The sequence below is a fragment of the Rathayibacter sp. VKM Ac-2835 genome (assembly GCF_013266705.1).
Lineage (GTDB): Bacteria > Actinomycetota > Actinomycetes > Actinomycetales > Microbacteriaceae > Rathayibacter.
The window spans coordinates 37,510-53,879 of record NZ_JABSNQ010000001.1 but is presented as its reverse complement, the minus strand read 5'-3'; the positions used below and the strand labels follow the sequence as shown (position 1 = coordinate 53,879).

Here is a 16,370-nt window from a genome sequence, read left to right as displayed (position 1 = left end):
GCCGGTCCGGAGGCTCGGGAGGCGACGCCCCGTTCGTCCCTACACTCGGACGATGCGACACGGCATCGTCATCCTCCCGCAGGAGCCCTGGTCCACCGCCCGCCGCAAGTGGCAGTCCGCGGAGGGGCTCGGCTTCGATCACGCCTGGACCTACGACCACCTCTCCTGGCGCTCGCTCGCCGACCAGGTCTGGCACGCGACGATTCCGACGCTGACGGCCGCCGCTGTCGTCACCGAGACGCTGCGGCTGGGCACCTTCGTCGCCTCGCCGAACTTCCGCCACCCGGTGCCGTTCGCGAAGGAGATCGCGACGGTCGACGAGATCTCGGGCGGCCGCTTCGTCCTCGGGGTCGGCTCGGGCGGGACGGGCTTCGACGCGACGGTGCTGGGGCAGGAGCTGCACTCGCCGCGGGAGCGGCACGAGCGCTACGTCGAGTTCGTCTCGGCGCTCGACGTGCTGCTCCGGCACGAGGCTCCGGGCTCGGGCGGCATCGATCTCGACGGCGCGTGGTTCACCGCGCGCGGCGCCCGGATGGTGGGGGAGCCGGCGCAGTCGCCGCGCGTGCCGTTCGTGCTCGCTGCGAACGGGCCGAAGGGCCTCGCGCTCGTGGCCGAGCGGGCGCAGGGCTGGGTGACGACGGGTCCGGAGGGCCGCAGCACCGAGGAGTGGTGGGCGGCGGTCGCCGAGCTCTCGCAGCGCCTCGACGACGCGCTCGAGGCCGCCGGGCGCGACCCGCGCTCGATCGAGCGGCACCTCTCGCTCGACTCCGGGCCGGACTACTCCCTCGAGAGCGTCGACCGCTACGCCGACTCGTCGGGCCGCGCCGAGGCGCTGGGCTTCACCGACGTGATCGCGCACTGGCCGCGTGCCGAAGGGCTGTACGCGGGGGACGAGGACGTGCTCTACGAGGTCGCCGCGCGGTTCTGACCCGCCCGCTGGAGGCGCAGTCCACGGGTCGCGAGCGCGACGCAGGCGAGGATCGCGAGCGCGGTCGCCGCGAGCAGCAGCGGCATCGGCAGGGCGACGGCCAGCGCCGCCAGGATCGCCGGCACGAGGAAGCCGGCGTAGGTGACGGAGTAGTAGACGGCGGTGACGCTCGCCAGCTCGCGGGTCTCGACGAGGGCCTGCGACGCGGTGAGGCCGGAGACCATCGCGAGACCGTAGCCGCAGCCGAAGACCGGCGCGGCGACGAGGACGGGCCAGAGCTCCTGCCCGACTGCGGCGGGGATCAGCAGCAGGGCGCCGAGGGCGGTGAGCGCACCGCCGACGAGGGCGCCGCGACCGCGCAGCAGCACCAGCAGCGGACCGGAGAAGAGCTGGGTGACCCAGCCGCAGCCGAGCGTGATCACGGTGACGAGGGTCGCGAAGCCGACGGTGAGGCCCGGCAGCCGGCCGGCGACCAGGCTCGGCCCGACCGCGAAGGACAGGGCGGGCGCCGCGAAGACCCAGGGTGCGAGCGGCAGGACGACGGCGGCGAAGCGGGCGCGGGCGGGGCGCGGGATGCTGAGCTCGCCGGTCAGGCGGCCGGCGGACGGATCGTAGGCCCGCGTCTCCGGCGCGCGGAGGAGGACCGCGACGGCCGCGACGCAGGCCGCCGACTGCACGACGTAGGGCAGCACGGTCGGCCAGGGGCCGAACTGCGCGAGCGCCCCGCCGACGCCCGCGCCGCCGCCGAAGCCGATGGTGAGCATCGCGGAGGCGCGGCGGGCGCCGGCCGAGGACGCTCCGGTCGCGATCGAGAGCTCCTTGATCCAGGCCGTGCCGACGACCATCCCCGCCGCGACGCTGAGCCCGCTGACGAAGCGGCCGACACCGAGTCCGAGCACCGAGGCGGGGGAGCAGGCGAGCACGACGCTGCCGAGGATCCCCAGCACGAGGCCGGCGAGCAGCACCGGCCGGCGGCCGAAGCGGTCGGACCAGCCGCCGGCCAGGGCGAAGCCGGGCACGATGCCGAGGACGTAGGCGGCGAGCAGGATCGTGACCTGCGTCTGCGTGTAGCCCTCGAGCTGGCGGTAGAGCTGCATGAGCGGCAGGAACTGGTTGCCGCCCCAGCCGAGGACGACGAGCGACGGCGCGACGAGCAGCCAGGAGCGGGCGGAGGGCCCGGGGGAGGGGAGCGGCACGGTTCATAGTGGCGCACCGCGGGGGCTCGCGGTCAGAGCAGCACGACGAGCTTCCGCGCCGACACCCCCGCGTGCAGCCGGTCGAGCGCGCCCTGCACGGCGCCGAGCCCCGTGCCGACGACCTCGGGCTCGGGCGCGCAGCGGTGCCGGCCGTCGGCGAGGGCGCTCGGCAGGTGGTCGCGCCAGAGCATCGGCCCGACCTCGTTGCTCATCAGGGTGGCGCCCCAGACGTAGCGGGCACGGATGCCGCGGCGGCGCGCGGAGAGCTGGAGCGCGAGGTTCCCCCGGACCAGGCGCGACATCGTCCGCGCGAAGGACAGGGAGAGCCCCGCGCGGCGCGGCAGCGAGCCGAAGGAGACGGAGGGGCTGGCCAGGGCGACGCGGCGGGCGCCGGTGGCGGCCGCGACGGCGACGCAGGGCTCGGCGGAGCCGGTGCCGACCGCGAGGATCCCCGCCACCTCCGCGCCGCCGACCGCGGCGACGACGTCGGCGACCGCGCTCGGGCTGCGGTAGTCGAGCACGGCGTCGGCGCCGAGCTCGCGCAGGCGGGCGTGGTTGGCGGGCGAGGCGGTGGCGACGACGCGGTGCCCGGAGGCGACGGCGAGCTGGATCGCGTTGCTGCCGACGCTGGTGGCGCCGCCCCAGACGACGACCGTCCGCCCGGTGGCCACGGGAGCGGCCGACGGGTGGGGCAGCGCCAGGTGGTCCCTCTGGAAGAGCGCGGTCGCGGCGGTGGAGACCGCGAGCGGCAGTACCACGGCCTGCTCGTAGGCCAGCTGCGCCGGGATCGGCGCGGCGAGGTCCGCGCGGACGACCGTGTACTCCTGGAAGCCGCCCTCGGCGTCGTGCCGGCGCCCGCGCTCCATCCCGACCGCATAGGCGACGACGCGGTCGCCGACGGCGAAGCGGTCGACCCCCGGACCGACGGCGGCGACCTCGCCGGCGACGTCCTCGCCGAGGACCGAGGGGTAGGGGAGCCAGCGGTACATCAGGTCGCCGGTCCACTGCTTGACCTCGTCGAGCGGATTCACGGCGACGGCGCGGTTGCGCACGAGCAGCTCGCCCGGCCCGGGCTCGTGCAGCGCGGCGGGACCGACGACGAGGTCGGCACGGGGCGAGGGGAGGCGCGCGGCGGTGTTCGGGGCGGCGGCGTTCGAGGGCACGTGATCTCCAGAGCTCGATGACAGGACGTGTCGTCACCGTACACCCGATGACACGTCGTGTCATCGGCTAGCCTGATCCCATGTCACGCTGGCCCCCCGACGCCGCACTGCGCCTGGAGCGCGCCGCCATGGAGCTGTTCGCCGAGCACGGCTACTCCGCGACGACGGTGCCCTCGATCGCCGAGCGCGCCGGGCTCACGACCCGCACCTTCTTCCGGCACTTCGCCGACAAGCGCGACGTGCTGTTCCTGCGCGAGCGCGAGTTCCCGGAGGTGGTGGCGCGGCTGCTCGCCGGCGCGCCCGCGGGACTCGATCCGCTCGGGCTGCTGATGCACGGGCTCGAGACGGTCGCGGCGGGCGATCTGGAGGGCTGGCGTGGCGAGATCGCGGCGCGCCGGGCCGTCGTGCTGTCCGAGCCGGCGCTGCGCGAGCGCGAGCTGCTGAAGTCGGCGCTGCTCACCGACGCGATGCGCGACGCGCTGGTGCGCGCGGGCGTCCCGGCTGCCGAGGCAGCGCTCGCCGCGCGCACGGCGGCGGCGCTGTTCGACACCGCGCTGGAGCAGTGGCTCCTCGCGTCGGCCGGGACCGCGCTGGTCGTGGTGCTCCGCGCGCAGCGCGCGCGGCTCCGGCGCCTCGCTGGCTAACCTGGACGGATGGCCAGAACCGTCTCCACCACCACCGCCGTCGACCGCGACGGCATGCTCGACTTCGTGCGACCGCGGCACCGGATGCTCGTCGCCACCACCCGCGCGGACGGCCGGCCGCAGATGTCGCCGGTGTCCGGCGGCGTCGACGCCGAGGGCCGCCTGGTGGTCTCGACCTACCCCGGCCGGGCGAAGACGCGCAATGCCGAGCGCCGCTCCGCGACGTCGGTCCTCGTGCTCTCCGACGACTGGAACGACGCGTGGATCCAGGTCGACGGCGAAGCCGAGGTGCTGCACATGCCGGAGGCGGAGGACGCGCTCGTCGACTACTACCGCAGCATCTCGGGCGAGCACCCGGACTGGGACGAGTACCGCGCGGCGATGCGGCTGCAGGACAAGTCGCTGCTGCGCATCACGCCGACGCGCTGGAGCCCGATCGCGACCGGCGGCTTCCCGGCCGACGTCGCGGCGCGGCTCGACGCCCCTCGCCCCGACGACCGGGCGTGACCGGCCCTCGCCTCACCCGGGCCGGCCGGGCCTGGCGCGACGCGGTCGCCGGCCCGCGGCTGCTCCTCGCGCTGAAGACCGCCGTGGCGGTGGGCATCGCCTGGGCCGTCGCGCCGCACGTGCCGGGAGTCGCGGAGCAGTACCCGTACTACGCGCCGCTCGGCGCCCTGGTCAGCATGTACCCGACGCTGATGGGCTCGGCGAAGACCGGGCTGCAGACGCTGCTCGGCCTCGCGGCGGGGATCGGGCTGGCCGTGCTCGTGGTGGTGACGGTCGGGCCGACCTGGTGGACCATCCCGCTGATCGTCGGCATCGGCGTCGTGCTCTCGGGCACCGGCTGGTTCGGCGCGGGTCGCGAGTACGTGCCGATGGCGGCGCTCTTCGTCCTGATCATCGGAGGAGCGCGCGCGGAGGACTACTCGCTCGGCTATCTCGTGCAGATGGCGGTCGGGGTCGTCGTCGGGCTGCTGGTCAACGTCGTCGTCGTCCCGGGGCTCACCTCCGAGGCTGCAACGGCGCGGGTCGACGAGTTCGAGCGCCAGCTCTCGAGTCACCTGCACGACATGGGCACCGCCCTCGAGGAGGCCTGGCCGCCCGAGCACGAGGCCTGGTCGACCAATGGCGAGCAGCTGGCGGCGACCGCGGCCGAGGTGCGCCGAGCGCTGGTCGACGGCGACGAGAGCCGGAAGGGCAATCCGCGCGCGCTGCTGCACCGGCACAGCTCGCGGACCGATCACCTCAGGCTGGCGACCCTCGACGGGACGCTCTTCCACGTCCGCGACATGACGGCCGCGCTGGCGGACACCATCTGGGACCGCCCGGGCGCGCTGCCGTTCGACGCGGAGCTGGCCGCGCCGCTGAGCGCCGCCTGCCACGCGGTCGGCGGCGCGGTCGTGACGGGCGACTCCCCGGAGGACCGCTCCCTCGAGCCTGCGGAGAGCGCCGTCGAGGAGCTCGTGCGCGCGGTCGATGCGCGTGCCGCGGCGACCGGGACGAGCATGGGCCCGGGCGTCCTGGTCGCGATCCATCTCCGCCGCATCCTCGTGGAGCTGCGCAGGGACGACCCCGTGCGAGCTCGAGGATCGCGTGCGGAAGGATGAGGGGATGACTCCGGAGCTCCTCGACAGGTTCGCGCACTGGTTCGACGAGGGGGCGCCGGTCGCGCCGTCGCTGAGCTGGGCGCTGTTCGACCGCGACGGGCTGATCGCTCAGCACGGTCGTGGGGAGCACCGCCTCGACGGCGCGGTGCCCGCACCCGGCACCGTGCACCGCATCGCCTCGATGTCGAAGAGCTTCGAGGCGGCGGCGGTGCTGATCCTCCGCGACCGCGGACTGCTCGACCTCGACGACCGGGTGAGCGCGCACGTGCCGGAGTTCGCGGACCCGATCGACGCCGCAGGCCGGGAACTGCCGGTGACGATTCGGATGCTGCTCAGCAACTGCTCGGGGCTGCCCGAGGACAACGGCTGGGCCGACCACGTGATGGCGATGCCGCGCGCCGAGTTCCTCGAGCTGATCGCGCGCGGGCTGACCTTCACGGAGCGGCCCGGCGAGGTCTACCAGTACTCGAACATCGGCTTCTGGCTGCTCGGGGTGATCGTCGAGAACGTCTCCGGCGAGGACTTCGTCGCCTTCGCGACCCGGACCGTCCTGGAGCCGCTCGGTCTCGCGAGCACGCGCTACGACGTGGGCGCCTACCCCGCGGGCGCCGATCTCGCGCGGGGCTTCAGCAGCTTCGACGAGGGCGCGACCTGGACCGCCCGCCCGTCCACCGGCACCGGCGTGGGCGCCTGCGCGGCGAGCATGTACAGCACGGTCGGCGACATCGCGCGCTGGAGCGGGTGGCTGTCGGCGGCGTTCACGGGCGACGACGCCGCGGAGAACGGCGACGAGGCGGTGCTCAGCCGCGCCTCGCGCCGCGAGATGCAGCGCGGCTGGACGCCGGTGCCCGCCCTCAGTCCCCGCGTCGGCGAGAGCACCCTCGACGGCTCCGCCTACGGCCTCGGCCTCGTGATCGAGCAGGACGTCCGCTTCGGCGCGATCGCACACCACTCCGGCGGGCTGCCCGGCTGGTCCTCCAACATGCGCTGGCACCTGGAGTCGGGTCTGGGAGTCGTGGTCTTCGCGACCACCAACGGCGCGAAGCTCGCCGCCGCGGCCACGGGCCTGCTCCGCGCAGCGCTCGAGGACGCGGACCCGCCGGCCCGGACCATCGCGCTGCACCCGTCGACGCTGGCGGCAGCGGAGGCGATCGAGGCCGCGATCGCCGGTCCCGGCGACCTTCTGCGGGCGGAGGAGCTCTCCGGCGGCGTCCTGTTCAGCCCCAACCTCCTCAGCGACGTGCCGGCCGAGGTGCGCGCCCGCCGCCTCGCCGCCGTGCTGGCGGAGGTCGGCGGACTCAGGGAGCGGCCGACCGTGCTCCCCCTGCGCGAGCGGCTGGTCTGGAGCGCCTCCGCGGCCCAGGTCGCCTTCTCCCTGCCCGGCCGGGACGGCGAACTCGAGGTCCGACTCGAGATGACGCCGACGATCCCCGCGCTGCTGCAGCGCCTCGATATCGTGAAGCGGGAGGCGCTCGAGTCGCCCCCGGTGGTCCGCTCGTACCGCCCGACCCTGGACTGAGCGCACATCGGAACAGGGCAGGCTGGTCGGATGACTGCGCGCACTCCCGACGACCACCGCCTCGACCGGGTCCGCGTCCGCGGCGCCCGCGAGAACAACCTCCGCGACGTGGACGTCGACATCCCGCGCGACGCCCTGGTCGCCTTCACCGGCGTCTCCGGCTCGGGCAAGAGCTCGCTCGCGTTCGGCACGCTCTACGCGGAGGCGCAGCGCCGCTACTTCGAGTCGGTGGCGCCGTACGCGCGGCGGCTGATCGACCAGGTCGGGGTGCCGGACGTCGACGCGATCGACGGACTCCCGCCGGCCGTCGCGCTGCCGCAGCGCCGCTCCGGCGGCTCGGCCCGCTCGACGCTCGGCAGCGCCACGACTCTCTCGTCCGTGGTGCGGATGGTGTTCTCCCGGGTCGGCAGCTACCCCGAGGGCGCGCCGATGCTCCTCGCGGAGGACTTCTCCGCGAACACCGTCCAGGGGGCCTGCCCCGCCTGCCACGGGATCGGCCGCGTCTACGACGTGCCCGAGGAGCTGATGGTGCCGGACGGCTCGCTCTCGATCCGCGACGGCGCGCTCGCGGCCTGGCCGACCGCCTGGCACGGCAAGCAGCTGCGCGACAGCCTGATCTCGCTCGGCTACGACATCGACGTGCCATGGGCGACGCTGCCGGCGGAGGAGCGCGAGTGGATCCTGTACACGCAGGAGTCGCCGCAGGTGCCGGTCTGGACGGATCGCGGGCCGGCCGAGGTGCGGGCGGCCGTGGCGGCAGGGGCCGAGCCGCGGTACATGAGCACGTTCCTCGGGGTGAAGCGCTACGTGATGGACACCTTCGCCGGCTCCAAGAGCGCCCGGATGCGCGAGCGCGCGGCGACCTTCCTGGTCAGCGTCGCCTGCCCGGACTGCCACGGCAAGCGGGTCAAGCCGGAGGCCCTGGCGGTGAGCTTCGAGGGGCTGGACATCACCGAGCTGTCGGCGCTGCCGCTGGAGGAGCTCGCGGCACTGCTGACCAGCGTGCTCGAGCCGGACTGGGTGCCGGTGGGCGGAGCGCCCCTTGCTCCGGAGACGCGGCTCGCCGCCCAGCGCCTGGTCTCGGATCTGCTCAGCCGGATGGCGCCGATCGTCGACCTCGGCCTCGGCTACCTGTCGCTGGACCGCTCGACGCCGACGCTGTCCTCGGGCGAGCTGCAGCGGATGCGCCTCGCGACGCAGGTGCTCTCGCGCCTGTTCGGCGTGGTCTTCGTCCTGGACGAGCCGTCGACCGGGCTGCACCCGGCCGACACCGAGGCGCTGCTCGGCATCCTGCGCGCGCTGAAGGACAGCGGCAACACGGTCTTCTTCGTCGAGCACTCGCTCGACGTGATCCGCGAGGCCGACTGGATCGTCGACATCGGCCCGGCGGCCGGCTCGGGCGGCGGCACCGTCGTCTACTCGGGCGAGCTCGACGGGCTGCGCGAGGTGGACCACTCGATCACCCGGCGCTACCTCTTCCCCGAGACCGCGGAGCCGACGCCGCCGCTGCCCGAGCGGCGGACGCCCGACGCGCGGGTCCGGCTGGTCGACGTGGCGCGGAACAACCTGCGCGGGCTCGACGTCGCGTTCCCGCTCGGGGCGCTGACCGCGGTGACGGGAGTCTCCGGATCGGGCAAGTCGACGCTGGTCAATCAGGCGCTGCCGGAGCTGCTGCGTGCGAGCCTGCAGGCCGATCTGGCGGGGGAGAGCCCCGAGCCGGACGAGTCGTCCTCCGACGACCCGCTGCTCGACGCCGACTCCGGCGTCACGACCGGCAGCGCGACCGGACCTGCGGAGCGGCTGCGCCGGGTGGTGCAGGTCGGCCAGACGCCGATCGGTCGCACCTCGCGCTCCAACGTCGCCACCTATACCGGCCTGTTCGACCGCGTCCGCGCGCTCTTCGCGGCGACTCCCGAGGCGAAGTGCCGTCGCTACGGGGCCGGCCGCTTCTCCTTCAACATGCCCAGCGGCCGCTGCCCGGTCTGCAAGGGCGAGGGGACGATGGAGGTCGAGCTGCTCTTCCTGCCGACGGTGCAGGCGCCGTGCACGGCGTGCGGCGGCACGCGCTACAACGCCGAGACGCTCGAGGTGACCTGGGGCGGACGGTCGATCGCCGAGGTGCTCGCGCTGAGCGTGGCGGAGGCCCGCGAGGTCTTCGCCGAGGAGACGGAGATCGGCCGGCACCTCGACGCGCTGCTCGACGTGGGTCTCGGCTACGTGGCGCTGGGGCAGCCGGCACCGGAGCTCTCCGGCGGTGAGGCGCAGCGGGTGAAGCTGGCCTCGGAGCTGCGGCGGGCGCAGCGCGGCGACACGCTCTACCTGCTCGACGAGCCGACGTCGGGTCTGCACCCGGCCGACGCGGACCGGCTGCTCGGCCACCTGCAGCACCTCGTCGACGCGGGCAACACGGTGATCGTCGTCGAGCACGACATGCGGATCGTCGCCGACGCGGACTGGGTGATCGACCTCGGCCCGGGGGCGGGCGACGCGGGCGGCTCGATCGTCGCCACGGGCACGCCCGAGCAGGTCGCGCGGGCGGAGGGCAGCCGGACGGCGCCGTACCTGCGGGCCGCGCTGGAGCGGCGCTCGTAGGGCTTGCCCGGCGCTGAGGGGAGTACCCGGCGACCGGCGGAGGGGCTAGCGTGTGCCGCATGCCCGCCCCCGCTCGCCGTGTCGTCCCGGCGCTCCTCGCCACCGCCCTCGTCGCCGGGGCTCTCGCGCTCCCGGCTCCCGCTCTCGCCGACACGGCCGTGAAGGCCGGGACGAGCGGCGGCACCAGCTCCGGCGACCCGTACTTCCCCGGCCTCGGCAGCTCGGGCTTCGACGCCCTGAGCTACAGCCTCTTCCTCACCTACGACCCCGCTCCGCGGGCGCTCACCGGCCGGGCCGTCGTGACCCTCGCGCCGACGCAGGAGCTGAGCTCGTTCTCCTTCGATCTGCGCGGGCTGACGGTCTCGAAGGTCTCGGTGAACACGCGCGGCGCCGCCTTCAGCCAGGTCGGCGACGAGCTGACGATCACGCCGTCCCGCTCGTTGAAGAAGGGCGCGCCGACCCTGGTCGACATCCGCTACGCCGGCACGACCGGCAACCCGGTCGACGGCACCGGCGCCCCCTACGGCTGGTGGTCGACGGACGACGGCGCCCTGGTCGCGAGCGAGCCCGACGGAGCGTCGACCTGGTACCCGGTCAACGACTCGCCGGCCGACAAGGCCCGCTACTCCTTCACCCTCACCGTGCCGGAGGGGCGCACCGCCGTCGCGAACGGCGTCCCGGTGGGCTCGCCCGTCACCCGCAACGGCTGGACCACCTCCAGCTGGGTCGAGACGAGCCCGATGGCCAGCTACCTGGCGATGGTGAACATCGGCGACTACGACCTCGTGCGCTCGCGCGCGGGCGGAGTGGTCAGCATCGACGCCGTCGACCGCGACATCACCGGCGACGCGCGCGCGAGCACCGACGCCGCGCTCGCGCGCCAGGGCGACATCATCGACTACTTCACGCGGGTCTTCGGCCCGTACCCGTTCCGCTCGGGCGGAGCCGTGGTCGACGACGACGAGATCGGCTACGCCCTCGAGACGCAGGGACGGTCGTTCTACTCGGGCGGCGCCGACACCTCGACCGTCGCGCACGAGATCTCGCACCAGTGGTTCGGCGACAGCGTCACACCGCGGGTGTGGGCGGACATCTGGCTGAACGAGGGCTTCGCCACCTACGCCGAGTGGCTGTGGGCGGAGCACGACGGCGGCCCGACCGTCGCGGAGTCGGCTGCCGAGGTCGCGGCGATCCCCGCCGACGATCCCTTCTGGGCGACGGAGGTCGCCGATCCGGGAGCGCTCGGCCTCTTCGACAGCCCGATCTACGCGCGCGGCGGACTCACGCTGGTCGAGCTGCGCTCCACGATCGGCGAGGCGGCCTTCGGCACGCTGCTGCAGCGCTGGGCGGCCGAGAACCGCTACGGGAACGTGACCACGGCCGACCTGCAGGACCTCGCCGAGTCCGTCTCGGGCCAGGACCTGACCGCCTTCTTCGACACCTGGCTCCGCACGCCGTCGAAGCCCGCGGGCCTGTAACGGGCGGGCGCCGCCTCGCGGAGCGGTGGATCTCGATACGCCCTCTGCGAGGGCTCCTCGATCAGCAGGATGGAGCGCGGCGGCACGCCTGCAGGAGGAAGCGCGCCGGCGCGCGTGCATGCTGGTCGAGTAGCGCGCAGCGCGTATCGAGACCCGCGTCCGTCAGAACGGCGGCGGTGCGTCCTCGAAGCGGGGGCCCGGCGGGGCGCCGGCGAGGGCCGGTCGGCGGACGGTGACGACGCGGCCCGTCGGGGTGGTCCAGACGATGCTGCCGTCCGGGCGGCGGACGTAGGTCCAGCGGTCGCCGTGGCGGACGTGGTGGTGGCCGGTGCAGAGGGAGACGAGGTTCGCGAGGGACGTCTCTCCGCCGTTGCGCCACTCGAGAGTGTGGTCGGCCTCCGCCCGGGAGGCGGTGCGGGTGCAGCCGGCGTGGTGCCGGCGATGTCGCCGTCACGCAGCAGATCGGTGAAGACGTCCGCTTTCAGCTGCGCCAGCGTGCGCTCGTCGCCACCGTCCCGGAGAATGCGGGCGATGCGGTCGACGCGATCAGCGATGCCCATCGCGTCCGGCGCCGGCAGCAGCGCACACAAGGTCGCCATCCCGTCGACCTCGGGGGCGACCCAGACGGCACGGTCCTGGCGAGCGCGGACGTGCCGCCGGGTGAGCGGCTCCTCGTGCAGCTCCTCGCGCAAGCGGGCGACGATCCTCCTCAGCTGCGTCGGCGTCACCTCCGGGGCGACCTCCGCCGCGCGCTCGTCGAACACGGCGCGGGAGGTCGTGGGCAGGGTCGCGGCGGTCGCGCCGATGATCTCGCCCGACTCCCACAGCAGGCGGCCCTCGGCCAGCAGAGCACGCGTGCGCGGCAGATCCTCGACCAGCAGGAGCGCGTGATCCAGCACCTTCGACGCCTCCCGCTCGGACACTCGCAGCCTGACCGCGAACTCCGCCCGGATCGACCGCTCGGCGAGGTCGCTCGCCTCGCTCCTCGACAGGCGGCTGCCGCGCGCGAACTCCTGCGGGACCGTCAGTGCCGTGCGGTAGGCGAGGTGCATCGCCTCGGCACGTGCGAGGAGGAACTTCGCCGACGTGTGGCCGAGGTCGGCGGCGACGTCCAGCACCGCCCCGACGGCGGCGACCGCCCCGGGCCGACCCTCCGTCGCTTCTGCTCCGCTGTACTCATCCATACGCGTATTGAATCAGGGACCACCGACACTGCACCGAGCGCGGGACCGGACCATCGGACAGCCCCGAGGAATCCGGTCTGTGGAGGAGCGATAGTCGCGCCCGACCCGGCGACGCACGATCGGTGCGCTCTGTCAGGACGACCCGGCGCCACCGCCGGTTCGCCCGCGCAGGGTGACGATCGGCGCCACCTCCGTCCAGCCGAGGCTCGTGTAGAGCGCGCGCCCGCCGACGCTCGCCATCAGGAGTCCCGTGGTCGCGCCGTTCTCCGCCGCCCAGGCGCTCAGGCCGGTCATCACCAGGCCGCCGAGGCCGCGGCGGCGGAACCGCGGAGTGGTCTCGATCCGATCGAAGACGACGTCGCCGCCGCTCAGCGCCGCCTGCCCGCGCGCCGCGATCTCGCCCTCCACCTCGATGCGGGCGTGCGCGACACGACCGTTCTCTTCGATCCGCACCTGCGGCGGCCTCGCGGACGTCCGGAGCCGGGTGGTCATCATCCGCTCGTCGCTGGTCACGGCGTCGAGGCCGGCCACCGCGTCGCGACCGCGCTCGTCGAGGTCGCCGACGATCGTCAGCCAGACGTCGGGCGTGGTGACGGCGGCGGCCAGTCGGTGCAGCTCGGGCAGCGACGGCTCGGCGATCACGTACTCGCGGGAGCGGGTCTCCGCCGCGACCTCGACGAGCCGGCCGTCGCCGTCGCGCCGCGCGAGCATCCCGCGCGACGTGCACCACCCCGCCACCCAGCGGTCCACCAGCTCCGGCGTCACGGTCATCACGGCACCGTACCCGGACACGCGGCCCGATCGCTCCTGCCGATCACGGCACCAGGTGCTGGGTGATCGATCCGCTCGCGCCCTCCAGCCGGACGTCCGCGAGCGCGCCGTTCACCAGCGGCAGCTGCGGCGGCTGATGTCCCGTGTCGAAGTCCAGGACCACGGGGACACCCGGATCACCGAGCGCCCTTCGCACCGCCTCGTCCTGGCTGAGCTCGGGAACGGCACCGCCGCCGGTCCGGCCGATGAGGACGCCGTTCGCGTCCTCGAACCAGCCCGCGAGGCGCAGCGAGGTGAGCATCCGGAGGACGGAGACGGCGTCGGACTCGGCCGCCTCCACATGGACGATCGTCCCCTCCGGTGCGTGCCGGCGCGCGAATCCGGGGACGTCGCCGTACGGCGTGCCCGCCAGCAGCGAGACCGTCTCGAGGCAGCCGCCGATCAGACGGCCGCGCATCGCGACGTCCGCACTCCCGTCGAGGGAGCGCCAGCGGGTGGGTGTCTCGTAGGCGCGACCGCGGTCGAGCGGCTCGTCCGCCCACGCTCCCCAGAGCCGGCCCCGGCGGCGCGGCGCGGCGCGCTGGGTGAAGGAGCTCCCGGGTGCGAGGGCCGCGACGTCCGTCCACCGCTCGAACTCGAGGGGGAGCTCCCACGGCTCGTCCATCAGGTTCGCGCCGTTCAGCGTCGCCAGCCCGGTGATCGTCGTCAGCGGTAGGAGCAAGGTGGAGACGTCCGACCAGCCGACGAACCACGCACGAGCGTCGGCCAGAGCCTGCCAGTCGATCGCGTCGTGCAGCTCGATCGCCAGCTCGCCGCCCCACGGCGGCAGGACCGCGTCGCCCGTCCGGAAGGCGTCGTGCAGATCGGCGACCCTCTCCGCGGCGGACGCCGGGACGAGTCCGGGCGTGAGGGCGTGCGGACGGACCCGGACGTCGAAGCCGCGGGCCGAGAGGCTTCCGACAGCCGCTTCGAGCCGCTCGTGCAGGTGCTCCGGCACGCCCATCGACGGCGCTGGGACCTCGACGATCGCTCCCGGGCGCAGCGGAGCGGGGTAGGTGATGCTCGCCATCAGGCGACGGTAGCAACCCCGTCCGGCGAGGACCGGACGAGGAGAGCACTCGGCGCAGGACGACCCCGGCAGAAAGCGCGGGCGGAGCCTCCTCGGGGCGGACGCCGTCCCGTGGGTGGATCTCGATACGCCCTCTGTGAGGGCTACTCGATCAGCATGATGCGCGAGAGCGACACCTGTGTCTCTGCATGCTGGTCGAGCAACCCCGCAGGGGCCTGTCAAGAGCCCAGCTGCCCCGAGGACGGCGGTCTGATCCGCGCCCGGGTCACTTCTCCGGGGTGACGACGAGGCCGACGCCGCCGCCGCGGCGGACGGGCTCGGCGGCCGCGGTCATCAGGCCGGAGGGGTCGACCTCGATGGCGGCCACTGCGCCGATCTGCGCGGCCGAGGTGAAGGTGTCGCCCGAGGGCGTCAGCTGCTGCCCGAAGGGCGCGAGATCGTCGGCGTACGCCTCGATGAACCCGGGCTCGGCGGAGGTCGACGCGGTGTTGCGCTGGGAGGCCCGCGGCGCGGCCACCGCCTCCGGCAGGGTCATGCCGAGGTCGATGCGGTTGACCAGCGTCTGCAGCACCGTCGTGATGATCGTCGCTCCGCCCGGCGAGCCGACGACGAACTTCACCGCGCCGTCCTCGAGCACGATCGTCGGCGACATCGAGGAGCGGGGGCGCTTGCCCGGCTCGATGGAGTTCGGGTCGCCCTCGACGGGGGTCGCCGAGAAGTCGGTCAGCTCGTTGTTGAGCAGGAAGCCGCGGCCGGGGACGGTCATCGCCGAGCCGCCCGTCTGCTCGATCGTCAGCGTGTAGGACGCCGCGTTACCCCACTTGTCGACAACGGAGAGGTGGGTGGTCGAGACGTTCTCGGTGTCGGGCTGCTCCGCGGTGAGGGCGGTCGCGCAGCCGACGCCGTCGAGCGCTCCCGGGGCGACCGGCCGGGTGGAGGCCGTCGCCGGGTCGATGGTGCAGTCGCGGGAGTCCGCGAACTCCTGGCTGAGCAGCGTCTCGGTCGGCACGTCGACGTAGGCCGGGTCGCCGACGTAGGCGCCGCGGTCGGCGAAGGCGCGGGCCGAGGCCTCGAGGTAGAGGTGCAGGGCGCTGCCGGTGTCCTCGGCGGAGAGGTCGTGGTTCTCGAGGATGTTCAGCGCCTCGCCGATCGCGATCCCGCCCGAGGAGGAGGGCGCCATGCCGTAGACGTCGAGCCCGCGGTAGGAGACGTGGGTGGGCGCCTGCTCGGCCACCGAGTAGCCGGCGAGGTCGTCCTCGGTCATCGAGCCGGCCGGGGCGGGGAGGGTCGAGCCCTCGGCGAGACGCGGGTTCTGGACCGTGTCGGCGATCTCGGCCGCGAGCGGTCCGTCGTAGAACGCGCTCGGCCCGCGGGCGGCGATCCGTGCGAGGGTCTTCGCGAGATCCGGATTGCGGAAGGTGCTGCCGACCGCCGGGGCGTCGCCGCCGGGGAGGAACAGCTCAGCGGTATCGGGGAACTGCTGGAAGCGCTCGAGGTTGTCGAGCGTCTGGCTGCGGAAGGTCTCGTCGACCGGGAAGCCGTGGGCCGCGAGCACGATCGACGGGGCCAGCACGACGGGGAGCGGGAGGGTGCCGAAGCGGTCGACCGCGGCGTCCCAGGTCGCGACGGTGCCGGGGACGCCGACCGCGACTCCGGACGAGACGAGCTGGGGGGTGAACGGGTACGGCGCGCCCGTCGCCGGGTCGAGGAAGGCGTCCGGAGTGATGCCGGCCGGCGCTGTCTCGCGGCCGTCGATGGTGCTCACGTCGCCGGTCTCCGCGTCGAAGTAGACGAAGTAGCCGCCGCCGCCGATGCCGGCGCTGTAGGGCTCGGTCACGCCGAGGGCGGACGCCGTGGCGACCGCGGCGTCGGCCGCGTTGCCGCCGCGCTTCAGCACCTCGAGACCCACTCGGCTGGCGAGCGCGTCGACGGAGGAGACCGCACCGCCGTAGCCGACCGACGTCGACGGCGAGACGACCGGACCGCCGAGGGCGTCGCGGAGCTCCTGCGCGGACGGAAGACCGCCGCTCGGGACGCCGGGGAACGGCCAGTCGAGCGCGACGGCGGGTGCGGCACCCGCCACTCCGAGGGAGGCGACGGCGACCAGCGCGAGCGCCGCCCGTCGGAGACTGCGAATCGTGGCCATGAGGTTCCTCCATCGGAACTCGGTGCGGGCGGAGCAGGTGCCTCCAACCTAGGGCGGTGGCGGGTCGCGGGGC

At 74.2% G+C, this 16,370-nt stretch carries 12 protein-coding genes and 2 pseudogenes; 7 read left to right on the top strand and 7 right to left on the bottom strand.

Translation table 11 applies throughout. From position 1 onward, the window contains the following. Positions 1-52: 52 nt before the first annotated feature. On the top strand, positions 53-928 hold the full coding sequence (locus HRK28_RS00255; protein WP_160089229.1) for an LLM class flavin-dependent oxidoreductase: 876 nt from the start codon (positions 53-55) through the stop codon (positions 926-928). Here the strand turns inward: HRK28_RS00255 and HRK28_RS00250 are convergent. Beyond that, a complete protein-coding gene (locus HRK28_RS00250; RefSeq protein ID WP_173249993.1) occupies positions 904-2,124 on the bottom strand; it encodes an MFS transporter in 1,221 nt (406 codons plus the stop codon). The two genes, HRK28_RS00255 and HRK28_RS00250, sit on opposite strands and share 25 nt — an antisense overlap. 32 nt (positions 2,125-2,156) lie before the next feature. Beyond that, complete coding sequence (locus HRK28_RS00245; protein WP_173249991.1) at positions 2,157-3,287, bottom strand: zinc-binding alcohol dehydrogenase family protein; 1,131 nt, start codon at positions 3,285-3,287, stop codon at positions 2,157-2,159. Between the two features lie 80 nt (positions 3,288-3,367). Between HRK28_RS00245 and HRK28_RS00240 the strand changes: the two genes are divergently transcribed. Genes HRK28_RS00240 through HRK28_RS00215 form a run of 6 tightly spaced genes read left to right on the top strand, consistent with a single transcriptional unit; the run spans position 3,368 to position 11,127 of the window. Continuing rightward, positions 3,368-3,931, top strand: coding sequence for a TetR/AcrR family transcriptional regulator (locus tag HRK28_RS00240; protein WP_173249989.1), 564 nt, complete (start codon positions 3,368-3,370; stop codon positions 3,929-3,931). Positions 3,932-3,940: 9 nt separating this feature from the next. Continuing rightward, positions 3,941-4,438, top strand: a complete 498-nt coding sequence (locus HRK28_RS00235) for a PPOX class F420-dependent oxidoreductase (protein ID WP_173249987.1) — start codon at positions 3,941-3,943, stop codon at positions 4,436-4,438. Then, entirely contained in the window at positions 4,435-5,538 is a 1,104-nt protein-coding gene (locus tag HRK28_RS00230; protein WP_173249986.1) for an aromatic acid exporter family protein, read from the top strand. The genes HRK28_RS00235 and HRK28_RS00230 overlap by 4 nt, the downstream gene beginning before the upstream one ends. 4 nt (positions 5,539-5,542) lie before the next feature. After that, on the top strand, positions 5,543-7,057 hold the full coding sequence (locus tag HRK28_RS00225; RefSeq protein WP_173249984.1) for a serine hydrolase: 1,515 nt from the start codon (positions 5,543-5,545) through the stop codon (positions 7,055-7,057). A gap of 30 nt (positions 7,058-7,087) precedes the next feature. Continuing rightward, positions 7,088-9,649, top strand: coding sequence for an excinuclease ABC subunit UvrA (locus HRK28_RS00220; RefSeq protein WP_173249982.1), 2,562 nt, complete (start codon positions 7,088-7,090; stop codon positions 9,647-9,649). A 59-nt stretch (positions 9,650-9,708) separates the two neighbouring features. Then, a complete protein-coding gene (locus tag HRK28_RS00215; protein ID WP_173249980.1) occupies positions 9,709-11,127 on the top strand; it encodes a M1 family metallopeptidase in 1,419 nt (472 codons plus the stop codon). 162 nt (positions 11,128-11,289) lie between these two features. On the opposite strand, the pseudogene HRK28_RS20665 reads toward HRK28_RS00215, so the two are convergent. The 5 genes and pseudogenes from HRK28_RS20665 to ggt form a co-directional block, all read right to left on the bottom strand. Continuing rightward, positions 11,290-11,505: pseudogene (locus tag HRK28_RS20665) on the bottom strand (HNH endonuclease); the annotation flags it as partial. 80 nt (positions 11,506-11,585) lie between these two features. After that, positions 11,586-12,179: pseudogene (locus HRK28_RS20660) on the bottom strand (DUF222 domain-containing protein); the annotation flags it as partial. Between the two features lie 264 nt (positions 12,180-12,443). After that, complete coding sequence (locus tag HRK28_RS00205; protein ID WP_173249976.1) at positions 12,444-13,082, bottom strand: GNAT family N-acetyltransferase; 639 nt, start codon at positions 13,080-13,082, stop codon at positions 12,444-12,446. Between the two features lie 43 nt (positions 13,083-13,125). After that, a complete protein-coding gene (locus HRK28_RS00200) occupies positions 13,126-14,151 on the bottom strand; it encodes a S66 peptidase family protein (protein WP_173249974.1) in 1,026 nt (341 codons plus the stop codon). Between the two features lie 265 nt (positions 14,152-14,416). Beyond that, on the bottom strand, positions 14,417-16,297 hold the full coding sequence (gene ggt / locus HRK28_RS00195; RefSeq protein WP_173249972.1) for a gamma-glutamyltransferase: 1,881 nt from the start codon (positions 16,295-16,297) through the stop codon (positions 14,417-14,419). Positions 16,298-16,370: the final 73 nt, after the last annotated feature.